We start from the raw sequence: 15,032 nt of genomic DNA, 5'->3' as shown, positions 1-15,032 counted from the left end.
TACTTTGTGCACGCGCGTCACTCATTCTCGCCGGCGCATTCATGCGCCAACGGGACACCTCGGCGCGCGTTGGCCAGTGCCCACCGGTCGGAGGAGCCGCGTTCACGATGCAGATGACATTGAGGCGCGGCGCCATTCGCATGAGATCGGGCGGATATTTCAGCCGCGCTTTGGGCAGATCGCCTTCGAGCCGCGATCCATTTGGACGCGCCGCCAGCGTGCTTGACATCCGTAAGCGGACCGAGGAACGGCGGGGTCGCGTTCGAGATGAGCCGCGGTGGATACTTAGAGGATGCTAGATAATCCCTCTCGGGGCTGGTCCAACGATTAATAATCATTGTGGTACGCCTTACTCCGATCCGACGTTTTTGGTATCTCGCACTGCATCAAATTGGTAAAATCGATTGTTTCTATGGTAGACATCCACGGGCTGGATACTTCCCACCATGCGTTTCAAAGGGCTTGATCTGAACCTTCTCGTCGCGCTCGACGCTCTGATGACGGAGCGCAATCTCACGGCGGCAGCGCGCAGAATCAACTTGAGCCAGCCGGCCATGAGCGCGGCGGTTGGCCGGTTGCGTTCCTACTTTCGCGACGATCTATTCGCGATGAGAGGCCGAGAACTCGTCCCGACACCACGCGCCGAAGGACTCGCCGGCCCAATTCGCGAAGCCCTGCTGCACATCCAGCTGTCGATTATTTCGCGGGATGCGTTTAATCCAGCTCTATCGGACCGCAGGTTCAGGATCGGCGTTTCCGACTTCGTCATGGTCGTGTTTTTTCAGGCCATCGTGGAGAGAGTCGCACGGGAGGCACCTGGCGTTGCGTTCGACTTTCTGCCCCTCGCCGACGACCCCGATGAGCTTCTCCAGCGCGGTGAGATTGACTTCCTTGTCTTGCCGGAAATGTACATGTCGCGCTCCCATCCAAGAGCGACGCTGTTCGAGGAAAAACTCGTATGCGTGGGGTGCCGGAGCAACAAGCAGCTCTCACGCAAGCTGACGTTCGAGAAATACATGTCGATGGGACACGTAGCGGCTAAATTCGGGCGTACCCGAAGGCCTTCGATCGAGGAATGGTTCTTGATTGAGCACGGTCTCAAGCGACGCATCGAGGTTGTCGTGCAGAGCTTCAGCATGATTCCACCCATGCTCCTGGGCACTGCTCGTATAGGCACGATGCCCTCGTTGCTCGCCAGGCATTACGGAAAGACGACGCCCCTGCGGATCGTCGATCTTCCGCTGCCAATTCCGTCTTTCACAGAGGCCGTTCAATGGCCGGCCCTTCACAATACCGATCCGGCGAGCATCTGGATGCGGACAATATTGTTGGAGCAGGCTTCGCGCATGCCTTCGGCGCGCGCGACTGCAGCAACTCGAAAGGCCTTGGTAGAGCATTCGCCTTCCAAGTGAATGGAACACTATTGCAAAGTTCAGATGTGAACTGAAAGCGACCTGCTAGTGAACGGCGGCAGAAGGAGCCAAACGTTCTCTTGTTGCATCTTCGCGTTCAACTGTTTCGCCCCGCCATCCGAGCCGGCGCATGACGCCGAGCCGAGAGCGAAGGGCTGCGCAGACGCAACACACTCGGGCTGCTGATGGCGCAAAGGTGTGCTGCGTCAACATCACCCAGTCGCCGCGAAAATTTGACGACGCCCCACTTTGGTGATAGCCGCGCAGTCCCGTCGTTCTCATCGACATGGAATGTGTCGCTTGCGATAGTCTCTAGGAATGGAGCCAACATGTCATTGGTCTCTGACAGTGCTGATCGATGTCGATCGACGACGAAATTGCGAATCAGTTGGTGCGACTGGCGAAGCGCAATTTGCGGCCGATTCATATGTCGAACACGCCAAGGGCTACACGGACGTTCAAGTTGATCTCGTTCCAGATCATGCGAAAGCCGCCTCGCGCCTGCGCCAGCCGGTGTCCCCCTGAACTCACCACCGCGCAGATATCAGCCGGTCATCCCGCTCCGGTATCCGCATGGGCACGGGAATGATAGTTCGAAAGTCGTTCACCCCTCGCGCAAATGAGCGCCTGCTCTCCCTCAATGACGGGCCGCAAACCACCCGCTCTCATCGGTCTTCTCACTTGCCATCACCGCGCACCGCCGGCCCCTCGCGGTGATCGTTCAGGCGCCGCGATGCGCTGCCCCGAACAGTTCGCCGTCAGTTTCGCGCACCAGTCAGCTGGAGATTCCGCAGAGCGTTCGATTGTCCGGATTCGCCTGCCATCGGCTGCCTGGATTTCAGGCAACGCAAGTCCGTCGCTGTTGCTCAACCGCGTCACTTGAGTGCGTATCGCGCCTTCCGCACTGAACGCCGCCGATCTGTCGTCTTTTCGCCCAACGGCGCGGTCAAGCGCCTCGGCCAGCTAACGATCACAAACAGGGAGCCGAACATTGCTGCAGTATAGTGGTGTCTACGATCCGGAAGATCTCACGGTCCTCGGCGCGATCTTTGATAAAGCCATCGCGTCATTACCGGCATCTATGCGAACGCCTGAAAACCGGATCACAATCGCCAAACTTGTTTTGGAGCGTACAGCAGCAAGCCAATCCGGCTTGGCGTCCCTTATGCTCCTGCTCGACGCCCTTCCATCTGCCCACTCGGTTGAGCAGCGATCGGAGCAGAGCCAGCCTGCTTGCGCCAGAATGGACGACTGCCCAACCAGCTAATTCAAGTAGCTTGATTCTCACGTGACGTCAGGTTGTAGGCTTGCCAATTGAACATCATGATCAAAGCTACACCACGAAGGCGTCGCTGGCGCATTGGAGAACTTGCGGAGGCTACCGGGGTAACGGTACGCACGCTGCATCACTACGAGCACACGGGTCTGCTCAGCGCGTCCGAACGCACGGACGGCGGTCATCGAATGTACGAACGCGAAAGCATTCAACGAGTGTCGCAAATTCGCGCGCTGCGCGAGCTCGGCTTTTCGCTGAATGATATTCGCACGGCAATGGGAGGCAAGACGTCACTTACTGACCTCCTGCGCAAGCATTTGGAGCAAATTGAACTTCAGGTCACGCGCACGACCCAGTTGCGGGATCGTTTGCGTAACATGACGACGGACTCTGACACGCAAGTCAGCATGCATGAGCTGCCTGCTGCTCTGAATGCAGCTTCGCGCGCTGAAGCGCGCCCCCAGACTGCGCAATGCACCTGCGCGCTCGGCGTTGATCGAGAAGAGCGCTGGCGAAAGATCCGGGATGAGTTGCGCGATTGTGTCGATCGTGGCGAGCACCCTTGCGGTGAGCGGGCCGCTGCCGTGGCGCTGAAGGCGCGCGCGCTCATCACAGAAATTGCGGGGACTGACCCGGCGGCCTCAACCATGCTGAAAGTTCTTGCGCGACTGAGCACGCCGCGCAACCTGGCCGGCTGGAACCACAGCCTGATGCAGTACCTTGATCTCGCAATGGCCGCATTGCAGGACAGGCACTAACGCAGCCGCCGATTCAGGTGCGTGCTTCATTCGAATGATTGGCGGCCGCACGTCGCGACTGCTGCGCTTCCGGCTCGGCCTCTTCCTTCCGTGCCTCCCCATCAACCTAGTTGCTGTCGCTCCTTCCACGAGAACCGCTCGCGACCTTCGAGAGATGCGTCTCTCGAACAGGCTTGAATCGGACGTAACGTCAGATTGTACGATGGAATCTGGCTAATACCGGATTAACGCACGGAACGCTCTCACGGGCGAGGGTTGCCCTGGCCCCGCACGCCTGGTTTTCCAAGCTGCGTTCTCGGCGTTCGACAAGCAATGAAGGATCGTTATGGCGCTACTAGAGTCTGATCAGCGCGTTTGCGCCGACCGCGAGTGCGGTTCGAGCCAGCTTTCGTCTGACCCTGCCCGAGTGCCTGCCGGAAGAACGGATCTCTGGGGCATCCTTCGGCCCATCTTTCGCTTACCACGGCGCGCGCGCGAGCACCGGGCGGAGAACGGCTCACAGCAAGGGCCGCCGGTCCGACGGCTGTCATTGTTCGACGCCTCAGCAAAACTTTTTCAAGGCAAAACCAGCCACAAACTCAAGCCCGCATGGACTCCCATAATGTCAATCCATGGCGCCATTTCTCTCGCAGCTATTCCACTCCTTGCTTTGATGTCCGTTGCATCTGCGGCCGACGTCAATATTGCTGTGGCAGGACCGATGACTGGAAGCAATGCTGCGCTTGGAGCGCAGATGCGGGACGGTGCTGCTGCCGCCGTCGACGATTTGAATGCATCAGGCCTCCTTCCAGGAACGAAGGTCGTGTTGAGCGTCGCCGACGACGCGTGCGATCCCAAGCAGGCGGTCGTAGTCGCCAATCGGCTTGCATCAGATCAGGTCAAGTTGGTCGTTGGCCACTTTTGTTCTTCCTCGTCGATACCGGCTTCCAACGTTTACGACGAGGCGCAACTTATTCAGATATCGCCAGGATCCACCAATCCCGCGCTCACGGAGCGTGGCATCAAATCCGTGTTTCGTATCTGTGGGCGCGACGACCAGCAGGGTGTCGTGGCGGCCGAATATATCCGACGGCATTTTCCCAACACCAAGATTGCCGTCCTTGACGACAGGAGCACCGCTGGCAAAGGCATCGCCGATGTCGTCGCGGCTCATCTTCGGGAGGTTGGGGTATCGGATGTGAAGCGACAAAGTTACGTGGCCGGGGAGAAGGATTACATGGCCCTGGTTTCGAGGATGAAAGCGGACGGAATCAAACTTGCTTACATCGGTGGCTACTACAATGAGATCGGGCTGATCGTGCGCCAGGCCTCAGAAGCAGGTGCAGGTATGACCGTGATGGCCAATGATCCTCTGATGACCCACGATTTTTCGATGATCGCGGGCAAAGCCGGAAACGGAACACTGTTCACCTTTATGCCGGATCCCACCAAGAATGCTGAGGCGGCGAGCGTCGTGGCACGTCTCAAGGCCTCCAACCGGTCTTCGGAAGGTTATTCGCTTTACGCCTATGCGGCTGTGCAGGCATGGGCGAAGGCCGCAAAGCGCGCCGGCACTTTTGATTCACCGAAAGTAGCAGCTGCGCTTCGTTCGCAGCCAATTGACACGGTGATCGGTGCCGTCCGGTTCGACGCCAAGGGCGACAATTCGGCTCCCGGCTTCATTGTCTACCGTTGGCAAGACAATATCGTCGAACAGGCCGAGTGAATTGAACGCAACTCATCACGGTTCGATGGGTTCATTCAGCCGCTCGATACCCTGATGCACATGTCAAGGGGACGCGCGCACGCTCGTGACTTTCGCACCCCGTAACAGGACTTCCTCGGCACTCTCACTAGTCGAGCCAGCTGGTCAACTGGTGCGGTTCTCCGCGCTTGTTGACCTGGGCTGCACCACACCAAAACGGAGGCTCTCCAATGCGTAAGATATTTGTAGCTTGTAGCATGCTTGTTTTCGCTGAAGCTCAAGCCAGTGCTCAACATTCCCACCTGCTTGCCGCGGTGGAGGAACATGCCGCGCCAGGTGAGGCTGATGATCGATCGCCCCAAGCAATGTCTGCATGGAAGCCATTTGAAACGCCAGAGGCTCCAACCCCAGTTCCGACTGATACCGCGGAGCTGGGGTCCATTGACGCGACCGTCACGTTTCTGGCGGACGTTTATGGACCCGCGCCACAAACAACGCAGCGTCGCACTCTTCGTTATGAACAAGCCAAGAGATATACTGACACGCATCCGGGTACGCCTGGCGTGCTGTTCATTGAAGACGTCATCGATCATCGTGGCTCGAACGGCTTAGCACTGCAACACGAACTCGAGTATCGGGAGACACCGGCTCACTATTACGTGGGCGGCGGGACCTTAAATGACACAGTATTCGGGTTCGTTGACGGACCGTATCCTCCCGTGTGGACGATCGAAGCGGCACCGGTCTATTCCAGCCTCATCTATGTTGATGCACAAGGCAACGAGACGTACGTTAGCGAGAGCAAAGTCCGGCAGATGAACGATCTCGCCCCCGAGCTGCTGGATGAGATGATGCGACGCGAGGATGCGGATCGACGTTATCATGCCAGTCAAGGCTTTCTGGCAGATGAGATTCAGCGAGCCGCGGATAACGGCGACAACTTGCGCCTGGCCCAACTCACCGAGCAGCAACGGCAAGCACAAGCTGCGCATTGTGCGGCGATGCAGATGCGTCAGCAGCGCGACGCGGAGATCGATCGGATGTATGACCTCAACTTGAAGATCGCCGCCGGTACGATCAGCGCTCCCGAACGAGGGGAACTCGACAACTACTCCAAGCGATCTGAGTTGATCGAATCGACTGCACCGATTTCTGGCCGCGAGGCCGCTGGTCCTCCGCCAACCAGCTGCCCATTGTGTCGGAGCACAAACATTGCGGTGTTGCGAAGTCGACATTTTACCGGGACATTCCAGTTCACCTCTAGCGATGATCGGTCTGTGGTCATGGCTTATCGCCACGGCCACGCAGGTCCCGTTGGCGTGCTGATCGGTCTGCAGAAGAATCTGTCAGGACCAATATTTGGTAGCTGGACCAACGCGGGAATGACCTTGCCGCCACCACAGAAATGACAGCAGTTTGCGCCGCCGCGCAGCCTTGTCTGCGCAGGCACGATCAGGACTGATCCGTCACTGCCCGTGCGAACCTAAGCCCCTGCTTGCTGAAACACTCGGCTTCCGCTCAACCCTTCCTTGGCGGTAAGGAAGCTGCGAAATTGGCCGTCCACGGGCACCGCTCGCCACGGCGACGTGCGGCTCAAGGCGATGTCCACCTTGGTCGGTTGCACATCGCGGGCAGGACGGTCGTCCCTTACCGAATGATACTGTCGGTGCAGGGGCGGGCCGGGCATTCAAATGAGGTTTTGGCGAATGGCCTTTGCAATTCCGTGGGTCCGGTTTGAAGTCCCGAGCTTTCGTATCGCGTTCTTGAGATGGAAGTTGACTGTATTCTCGCTCACCTCGAGTATCTTGCCTATTTCCCAGGAGGACTTGCCCTCTCCCACCCATCGCAAGCAATCTTTTTCCCGCTCAGACAGTGCAACTTCGCAATTTGAGCCGCTAGCGGAGGGCCGCGAGATCTCAGCAAGGGCAATGTGGAAGTGCCAGGCCAGTACGTTGAGATGACTCATCTGGCACTGCGGATCAGCATCGTCGAACGGGGATGCAAAGGATGCCAGAGCCACTTGGCCCAATGGTCCGTACAACGGCACGCTCATACCGTGCTTCAGACCTGCCTCTTTGGCTTCTGCGAGTACGCGCTGCTCGCTGGGTTGCAATTGACATTTTTTGGCAAGTTGATCCCACAGGAACGGCCGCGAAAGCGTTGGCGCCCGTCGTACCACCGGATCGATGACACGGTACTTGCGTTCAACGTACCGGCCGCACCAATCGGACGGGAAGGTTACCGTTACCCCGGAGGGCAGATATTCAGGCAGACCACATGCCTCCGCGAAAGTGAGGGCTCCATAAGCGACTTCACTGAAGCCTTTCTCACTCGCACAGCTTACGAGAAGGTCGAACAAGACCTTGATAGAGTGAGTTGCCTTGGCGCATTCGATGAAATTGAAAAGATCCATGTAGCGCCTCACGAGGCCCCACGGCCCAAAAGTCGTACTGCGTCATTGCGCGCAGAGCTTGGTGAGGGCGGGCGTCGTTCACTCGCCTTCACCGTTGGGCTTCGCGTCTTTGCAATGCGAGCGCTCGAGCGCTGCGGCACGCAGTTCCAGAGCTGGGTAAGCTCTCCCGAAACGCGCTCGGAAGGGATAGGCGCCTCGAAGCAGCGACGAGTCGAGAAGGCCGCGGACGCGTGTCGACGGATTAAGCCCGCCACGTCTTAACTGTCGTGTGGACAGCTGCGATTCGGCTCGTCGCAGCGCGCAGGGCCGGCTATCATGAACAGTGAGAGCGGCCGCTATCGGACTGCCGGCCAGCTCCTCGCTGAGTTGAGGATGACCGACTTCTAAAAGAGTGCGGTTGTGCAATCGCAGGCGCCATAGCGGTGGCGGAGCCTCGGGATGCCTATTTGCGTTTCCGCAACCCGGATCCACGGTAGAGCAAAGCGCATCCGCTCTCTTTGTTCGATGCTGGTGAAGATGCCCTCGGCGAGCCGCACGAGATGGCCGTTGCCGAAGACGAGAACCTCGCACAAGAACCGCATGCCATCTCAAGCGCCAATGACCAAGCGCCTCAGCGCGTCCGACGCGGACCCGCGCGCAGTTGCAACTTTGCTTCATCGAGACGAAACGGTGCATGCGGGACTCCGGAACTTCCGAGCTGGCCTTAGGACAGCAAGTGTCGTACCAATTTCCGGCAGTCATGAATTCACGTCTGAAAGCCGTGTGTTGAGCCACTCGTCGGTCATTCGGCGGGTCGGAGGATCGAAGCAACTCCGACATTCGTCCGAATGCGACACTGCGCTTTGCTACAGAAGCGACATTTGCAGGTCAGCAAAGCTGCCAACAACAAGATACGTAGCCCGTCTGCGGCACAAAGGGGCGCCCCTGTAATCCCATGCGCGGCGAAGCGTATGGTCGAGAGCTGCTGAGCGCGGCCGACCGCCAGAGCGGGCGCCGTTTCAGTTCCAGCCAACAGCCATCCAACATCCCGGTCCGGCACCAATGCTCTGGGTTGCGATCAGCGATCGCGCTCCCACTCGATGGCACTGCGTACTCAGCCGTGGCTGGTCGACTTGCGGATCGTCGGCCAGCTCGCCTTGACTGGATGCTGGACGACACACGCGGCTGAATGGCCGCCACCTTCAAGATCTGTACGATAGACCGGTGCTTATCGCACGAGGAACGAGCTGCCGCCGACCTGCGCGGTTTCCGACAATTTGGCGTGACGCCCTGGCAATCTGAAGCGGCACTACTCCTCGATTGGGCTTATCAAGCCGCGATCGTGTGTCACGCGGCGGACCAAACGTCGCAATGGTTGCTGCCAACAGGCCCGGTTGCGTTGCACCAGATACAGAAAGTGTGACGACGGGGATTGTGCCGCGGACCAGCATCGCGTCATCCTGGAACGTTACCTCGCGCCCAACGGGAATGCGCCACAATCCAAATGCGCGACCCGCGAGCAACACCCTCGGCGCCGTTTACATCCGACGTACGCCGAGGGCTTTTGCGTGCACGGACAGTGGTTCCGCTCGCAAACTCACAACAACTCTATTGGTTGCTCATTGCAACTCACCGGTATCAGGACCGACGAATTCCAGAATCGACTCTGCCTTCTGAACCTCGTGCGCGAGGCGCTTGAAGATTCGAATGGCAGACGCCGGCGTAACAAGGAGTCCAACTCTCTTGCAGGCGAGCTCGAAATGATGCGCAACCTGTTCGTTACTGGGGGCAACCCGGGTCTGAAGCGCGCATGTAGTTAGCGAGGCGAGCATGTGCTCGACGACATCCATTTCAGCCTGACTCACCCCTCTTCCTTCTTTCAGCTGTAGGCCCGCCCGCAAACGTCATCTCGCGAATTGACGGCCAAGTTATGACCGACAAAACAGCGAACCGTCCTGCGGCGGCGTCAGCCTTGCGACGGCCCTAGCATGATGTGCGCTCATTTCACAACCCCGCGGCGGCTTATGTCGACGCTCATGCTGCACACTTGGCTGCGCAATGTCGCTCAACTGTAAAGCCGTCGACACGTCCATCAAGGTAACACTTCAGTCGAAAGGCGCTCTCTTGATTCGACCGAGGCACGATGCCCTCTTTCGGCCAAGCTGGTCCTGCCGCCGATCCAATTTGTCTAGCTTTCGCGACCGCTCTCGTTTTGCCCAAGATATCTCTGCGTGGTCCCCTCGCCTGCAAGCGAGCAGGCGGCATGTGACGCCGCACCGTTGGCTCTCTGTTGCCCATACGCGATAGACGCCGAATGTGCCTGGCGTTCCGAGTTCAAACCTGACGTCACGTCAGATCGACGATGAAGGCCGCAGTCCGGATTCTCCGAGCTGTTAGATGGCCGCAAACCTGACGTAGAGCGCTGCCACGTCAGACCTCGCTCGCATAAATTTGCAAAACTTCGACGACCTCTTCTTTCTGCCATGTTCACGTCCAAAGCAAAGACTGTCGATCGCGCCTCGCGGTTGGCATAGCGCGTGTCTTAAAGGGAATTCGATGGCGAAGCCGGTTGTGATTGTGGTGGGCGCGGACAAGGGTGGGGTCGGCAAGACGACCGTATGTCGGACGCTTCTGGACTATTTCAGCGTGAACAAGGTGCAGACCCGCGCCTTTGACACGGAGTCACCGCGAGGTACGCTGAAGCGCTTTCATTCCGACATCACTGAGATCGTCGATATGACGACGACGGCAGACCAGATGAGGATCTTCGACACCCTGAACGCCGGGCTGTCGGTCACCGTGATCGACGTCCGCGCAGGTTTGCTATCGGTCGCTCTGAACTCGTTGCGGGACATCGGGTTCCTGGATTCAGTAAAGTCTGGTCAGATCACCTTTGCCGTCTTTCATATCCTTGGCCCTTCGATCGCCTCTCTGGACGAGATCGCCGAAACTTCCAATTTCATGAACGGCGCGAAATACTTCCTCGTCAAGAATTTCATCAACGATACTCAATTCTTTCAATGGGATCAGTCGACTTACGACTCGTATTTTCACCGCATCAAGGGCGCCACCGAACTGACGATTCCGAAACTCAACGAGATGGCCTATGAGCAGGTCGAGGTCGCATCCGTTTCGTTCGTGAATTTCGTCGCAAACAAGGGACCGCTCGATGAGATCGCGAACTACTCCTTTGTGCTGCGGGGCTATGTCCGGCACTGGCTGGCCAACGTCTGGTCCGAGTATGACCGCATCAATTTGACCGATGTGACTGGCGCCACATCAAGGCCCCGCAGCAGTGAAACGTAGCCCTTTTGGTATGCACCTTGGGGAATATACGAAGTCGTATGATGTCGCTGGAGATGCCGCCCACGCCGGTCTACATCATCTGCTCTCCCGGCCTGCAGGTCGGCAAGACTCTGATCGCGCGGCTCTTGAGCGAGTTCTTGTTGCTCAAGAACGGATCGGTGCTCTCCTTCGACATCAGTTTGAGGGAGCCGTCGCTGGTCGATTACCTGCCCACAATTACCGAGACGGCAGATGTGACAGACACTTGGGGCAAGATGCAGTTGATGGACCGTCTCATCCTGGACGACGGGGTCGCGAAGGTGATTGATCTCGGGTTCCACGCATTCGACGAGTTCTTCAAAATGTGCATCGAGATTGGGTTCATGAGGGAGGCGGTACGCAACCGGGTTGCACCAATCATCCTCTTTGTCGGGAGCGCCGATCGCGTCTCCTCACGGAGCTATGAGGTGTTGCGGCACCAGATCCGGCCACCTGCGCTGATCACCGTCCATAATCAGTTCGTGCTGCGCAGCGAGTTGCCCGAAGCAATGGACCGCGCTCCTGTGCTGCGCATCTTCGCACTGCCGCAATTTCTGAAGACCTATATCGATCGCCTGACGTTTTCCTTTACGGGGTATTTGCGCCACGAAAGGGATTCGACCACGGAGCTGCACCAATGGATTCGGCGGAATTACACCCTGTTCCGAGACCTCGAATTGAGCCTCATGCCGGCGCGCTCATTTTGAGGCCAAGCGATGAGTCGCTGACCCGTGCAGTCGACGGGCCCTCTCCATCTTGAAATAGCAGACGTGGACCGACGAGGTCCAGCGTCCGGGTGCATTGGGCCGGGTGCCAACCACACACACATCCGATTAAGATCGTGCTCTCATTTGTGCCAACAGCGACGCGGCCTCGGACGGTCCGAGGCCGACGACGCCTATGAAGGATGCCGGGGGCCTTGGAATATTCTCACGAATGGGCTTCCAGAGGTGCAGGCAGTACCTGCTGTTGTTCACATATTGCGAGTATGGCGGGTGCAGCTGCATGACGCATTCCTCTTCATCCCAAAACAGGTCCTTGACGAAGCACATCTCTTCCCAGTTCGGACAACGTCGCGGCGTTGAGACGGAGACGTGCTCCCATCCCGGACGGACCAAGGCTGCGATCTGCAGTTTACAGCCGCAAGGTCCTTGAATAAAAAAGAGACCACAAGGACCTGACCCTGGCGCGCTGGCGAACTGCCCATGCTGTACGCGGCCGGTCTCCAGCCTATCTATGATCTGCGCTCTCACGCGTCCTCCTTGGCTTTTCAACTCTTCTGAAGTCGGCGCACACGAAGGTTTCGCCGGTGCTTCATCGACTCTACCCAATGCTACCGCACATAAGTCAGCCTGAAACAATCCCAATACGTCATCTATGTGGCCGCAGCCGCTGAGTTTGTCAGGTCAGTCAAGCTCGCGCTCGCATTCGTCGCTGCATCACTCTCTCTCTCGAATGATCAGTCTGTGGGAAAGTGGCGTTCGGCGACGCATTCCGAAAGAGCTTGGGCAGCTGCAGATTCGAATATCTCCGCCGGGACGCCTGGAGCAAGAACCAAATCACGGGCTGCGAACGCGTCAATCCAAAAATGTCGTGGACTCCAAACCGCGGGATTAAACCTCGATATTGCCTCACACGAGTTTGGTTGACGCAAACGGCTTAGCATTCACGTCCGGTTTGTGACGAAGATGTCGGAAATCGGACCATAAGCGCGACACCATTTGCCGCGGCGACGCCAAACCCTAGGCTTTCTTGCGTCAACGAACGCCTACAGCACCGCTTCCTGCGGCACGCCAATTGCTGAGCAGAATATGCGGCAGCGAACGCTTGCGCATAGCCCACCAACGCGGGATCACTCGATGACACTTGCTCGACCCACGCAGATCAACAAGCGGACGAATCGCGGCTTGGCAATTGTCCGAGATGCGCTTGACGGTCGCAATCACGATCGAACCGATACCTTCATCGACCAATCCGAGACCGTCTAGGGCTCAGCCTGGCTTAACGTCCTAATCGGCTGTCGATGAGGTCGGCCGGGCGTTGGCCGTTCCGATCATCAATTTGCGAGCAACGGGCCGTTTCGCTTGGCCATGGTGACATCCGATTTCGCGCGGATGCGACGCTCGCCTCGATTCACTAGGGATAGATGAGTGCTGATGATGCACCGGCGGGAACCAAGACGACGCCTGATCAACGTGCAGGACCCGCTGCGAGCGGCGCGTTGTGATCTCCCCCTGAAGTCGGGCACGCCACAACTTTGGTCGCTAGCGGCAATTTTCGCCGCGCTTGTCTGGATGAGCATCTACGGACTTGCCGGGGTTTTTCGATGGGCGACTGCAACCCGCCACAGGTGCGTGCTGCGCTTAATGCGCCGACGACCCGGCTCGCCGAGCCTCGCCCGCGCCAAAGACAGATACAAGTGATTTGGGGCATCGCGTTTTCGGTGAGCTTGTGGGCCATGCTTATCGCCTACTGCGTTGACAGTCCTGAGGCGTTCATCGCTGCCAGTCTTGCCGCTGCGGTAAGCCTGTGCCGGCTCTTGGACTAGCCAAGTACCCGGAGAATGACCCAAATCTTCCGACGACAGTTGCGCACGAGCCTCTTTTGCGGCGTCGGGATGGGCCCGCCTCACCCGCTCGGGCTTGTCGGCGTTCATCTTCACTCGGCGACCATGATGACCGTCTTGGGACATTCAGCCCCGCTACTGGAAGATGGATCCTGAGCCGCAGCACTGCTCGGCTCGTGCCACGCCCTGGTCCCAAGAGCGATGTCGGCGGTCGATAGCAAGGATGAAAACGATCGCAGTGTCTCAACATAAAAAAGCCCGACGCCCTCGGAGCAGGCTGGAGGTGCGTCGGGCCCAACCTGGTGAGGTTGGGGGCATCGACGTGCCGCTGAGGGAGCCCACGTCCATGCCCACGATGATTGTTGCAAATGATGTGCCGCGGAAATTGGCAGAGAGGTTTCGCGACGGTCATTGAATGTGTGCCGCGAGGTGTCGTCAGTACCCCTGCATGAAGGTCTATGTCTCGCCTGCCCGACAACGTCCGAAGTTCTGCGAACCCGATACGACGTACGTCGATGCTCAACACGGCCAGGGATGTCGCATGCTGGTTGATACAGCTCATTGTGCGTCTCTCGGCTGAGCAGCACGAAAAAGCCCGACGCGCCTTGCCGGGTAAAAAGGCGCGTCGGGCCGGCGAGGCATAGGCGCTGGAGAGCCTTTCCCCTCAGAAGGCTTCAGCAAAATACGTGCCACCCTGAAGGCTGCCGCGATGATCCGTCGCGTCTCAGGATGGGCGGGGGCGACGCGCGTGCTCACTTCCGGGTACGCGAGCCTATCCGAACGTCTAGTTCGATGCCGCTGGGCGACAGCACGCGTTGTCGTCGCATTGCTAGATCCAACTAAAAGATCCATCGAATTCGAGTCGGTGAGACCTCCTTCGGCTTCCCGACATCGAAGGCAACGTGCGGATTATGGGCGTCGGGTGTCAAGGGTGCGAGCGCATGGGTCGCGGTCACTTCAAATGCTGCGGGCCAGAGCCGAGAGAGATCTTCTCGGAAGGCCACCGGATTGAAGATATTCATTGCTCCTCGTCGGCATCTCTTCTCAATCTTTCCCGCTCGTCGGCCCACCGTTCCAGCTTTTGATATTCCTCGGCGATTTTAAGCAGCTTGGCTTTTGACTTTGGACAATCGAACGACTCCGCCTTGGCAAGCGTCGCCTGAGCTCGCTGCCGCCAGTGTGTTGGACCGCTCGATGAGCCTTTGCGCTTCATTGAAATGGATATGCAACGGCTAGGCCAGGTGAAGCGGCGCCCGACATCCGTGGTGATACGTAGGAACTTCTCGGGCGTGGGTCACACTACCTTCAATATGGGAAGTGGCGCCATTTTTGGCAGGGCGGACATTATTGATGTCGCGAAGATCGTTGGCAGTAATGCCTGAGAGGCAAAACTAGCGGAGGTCCCGGTTGTCGGAACGGACTCTCCGCGCTGACAAGTGAAGAGTCGTCGGCGGTTGGACCGCCCTGCGGACCGGGATCTGGTGACCACTTCTGCGCAGCGAATTGTCCGCGGAACGGCGTGAGCCCGAACACGCTCGCACGACCTTCATGGGGGCTTGAATCGCACGTGGCGTCAGATTGTACGTTTTTCGGATCAGGCAGGCGGGCCTTTGCTCGTCC

Annotated in this window: 12 protein-coding genes; 8 read left to right on the top strand and 4 right to left on the bottom strand. The window is 58.3% G+C overall.

The genetic code is table 11. The features are described 5' to 3' along the window. Positions 1-446: 446 nt before the first annotated feature. The 6 genes from ACLFLU_RS09050 to ACLFLU_RS09025 all read left to right on the top strand — a co-directional run bounded on the left by ACLFLU_RS09050 (position 447) and on the right by ACLFLU_RS09025 (position 6,539). A complete protein-coding gene (locus ACLFLU_RS09050) occupies positions 447-1,412 on the top strand; it encodes a LysR family transcriptional regulator (RefSeq protein WP_426411874.1) in 966 nt (321 codons plus the stop codon). Positions 1,413-1,760: 348 nt separating this feature from the next. Then, positions 1,761-1,937 carry a hypothetical protein gene (locus tag ACLFLU_RS09045; protein WP_426411873.1) on the top strand — a complete coding sequence of 59 codons (177 nt, stop codon included), beginning with the start codon at positions 1,761-1,763 and terminating at the stop codon, positions 1,935-1,937. Between the two features lie 466 nt (positions 1,938-2,403). Then, positions 2,404-2,679, top strand: a complete 276-nt coding sequence (locus tag ACLFLU_RS09040; RefSeq protein ID WP_426411872.1) for a hypothetical protein — start codon at positions 2,404-2,406, stop codon at positions 2,677-2,679. Positions 2,680-2,735: 56 nt separating this feature from the next. After that, positions 2,736-3,446: a MerR family transcriptional regulator gene (locus tag ACLFLU_RS09035; RefSeq protein WP_426413951.1), complete on the top strand. Its 711-nt coding sequence runs from the start codon at positions 2,736-2,738 to the stop codon at positions 3,444-3,446. A gap of 601 nt (positions 3,447-4,047) precedes the next feature. Next, positions 4,048-5,151: a branched-chain amino acid ABC transporter substrate-binding protein gene (locus tag ACLFLU_RS09030; protein ID WP_426411871.1), complete on the top strand. Its 1,104-nt coding sequence runs from the start codon at positions 4,048-4,050 to the stop codon at positions 5,149-5,151. A 209-nt stretch (positions 5,152-5,360) separates the two neighbouring features. Further along, entirely contained in the window at positions 5,361-6,539 is a 1,179-nt protein-coding gene (locus ACLFLU_RS09025; RefSeq protein ID WP_426411870.1) for a hypothetical protein, read from the top strand. A gap of 278 nt (positions 6,540-6,817) precedes the next feature. Here the strand turns inward: ACLFLU_RS09025 and ACLFLU_RS09020 are convergent, their stop codons facing one another. Both ACLFLU_RS09020 and ACLFLU_RS09015 read right to left on the bottom strand, forming a co-directional pair. Beyond that, positions 6,818-7,543, bottom strand: coding sequence for a helix-turn-helix transcriptional regulator (locus ACLFLU_RS09020; protein WP_027544409.1), 726 nt, complete (start codon positions 7,541-7,543; stop codon positions 6,818-6,820). 1,598 nt (positions 7,544-9,141) lie between these two features. Next, complete coding sequence (locus ACLFLU_RS09015) at positions 9,142-9,387, bottom strand: hypothetical protein (protein ID WP_234684940.1); 246 nt, start codon at positions 9,385-9,387, stop codon at positions 9,142-9,144. A gap of 691 nt (positions 9,388-10,078) precedes the next feature. Between ACLFLU_RS09015 and ACLFLU_RS09010 the strand changes: the two genes are divergently transcribed. Together ACLFLU_RS09010 and ACLFLU_RS09005 are read left to right on the top strand one after the other, a co-directional pair. Further along, positions 10,079-10,828, top strand: a complete 750-nt coding sequence (locus ACLFLU_RS09010) for a hypothetical protein (protein WP_426411869.1) — start codon at positions 10,079-10,081, stop codon at positions 10,826-10,828. A 53-nt stretch (positions 10,829-10,881) separates the two neighbouring features. Beyond that, positions 10,882-11,553, top strand: coding sequence for a hypothetical protein (locus tag ACLFLU_RS09005; RefSeq protein ID WP_426413950.1), 672 nt, complete (start codon positions 10,882-10,884; stop codon positions 11,551-11,553). A 126-nt stretch (positions 11,554-11,679) separates the two neighbouring features. Here the strand turns inward: ACLFLU_RS09005 and ACLFLU_RS09000 are convergent, their stop codons facing one another. Both ACLFLU_RS09000 and ACLFLU_RS08995 read right to left on the bottom strand, forming a co-directional pair. After that, positions 11,680-11,898, bottom strand: coding sequence for a DUF7694 domain-containing protein (locus ACLFLU_RS09000; protein ID WP_049823363.1), 219 nt, complete (start codon positions 11,896-11,898; stop codon positions 11,680-11,682). 2,532 nt (positions 11,899-14,430) lie between these two features. After that, the gene (locus tag ACLFLU_RS08995) at positions 14,431-14,625 is read right to left on the bottom strand and encodes a hypothetical protein (RefSeq protein ID WP_375849109.1); all 195 of its coding nucleotides are present in this window, start codon (positions 14,623-14,625) and stop codon (positions 14,431-14,433) included. Positions 14,626-15,032 lie beyond the last annotated feature (407 nt).

The organism is Bradyrhizobium ganzhouense, from assembly GCF_049949285.1.
GTDB lineage: Bacteria > Pseudomonadota > Alphaproteobacteria > Rhizobiales > Xanthobacteraceae > Bradyrhizobium > Bradyrhizobium ganzhouense.
Note: the sequence above shows the minus strand (reverse complement) of the source record. Positions and strands in the feature narration are given on the sequence as shown.

Coding starts and splice junctions, on each gene's coding strand:
- ACLFLU_RS09020 (WP_027544409.1), bottom strand. CDS start 7,543: ATGGATCTTTTCAATTTCATCGAATGCGCCAAGGCAACTCACTCTATC.
- ACLFLU_RS09030 (WP_426411871.1), top strand. CDS start 4,048: ATGTCAATCCATGGCGCCATTTCTCTCGCAGCTATTCCACTCCTTGCT.
- ACLFLU_RS08995 (WP_375849109.1), bottom strand. CDS start 14,625: ATGAAGCGCAAAGGCTCATCGAGCGGTCCAACACACTGGCGGCAGCGA.
- ACLFLU_RS09010 (WP_426411869.1), top strand. CDS start 10,079: ATGGCGAAGCCGGTTGTGATTGTGGTGGGCGCGGACAAGGGTGGGGTC.
- ACLFLU_RS09050 (WP_426411874.1), top strand. CDS start 447: ATGCGTTTCAAAGGGCTTGATCTGAACCTTCTCGTCGCGCTCGACGCT.
- ACLFLU_RS09025 (WP_426411870.1), top strand. CDS start 5,361: ATGCGTAAGATATTTGTAGCTTGTAGCATGCTTGTTTTCGCTGAAGCT.
- ACLFLU_RS09005 (WP_426413950.1), top strand. CDS start 10,882: ATGCCGCCCACGCCGGTCTACATCATCTGCTCTCCCGGCCTGCAGGTC.
- ACLFLU_RS09035 (WP_426413951.1), top strand. CDS start 2,736: ATGATCAAAGCTACACCACGAAGGCGTCGCTGGCGCATTGGAGAACTT.
- ACLFLU_RS09000 (WP_049823363.1), bottom strand. CDS start 11,898: ATGTGCTTCGTCAAGGACCTGTTTTGGGATGAAGAGGAATGCGTCATG.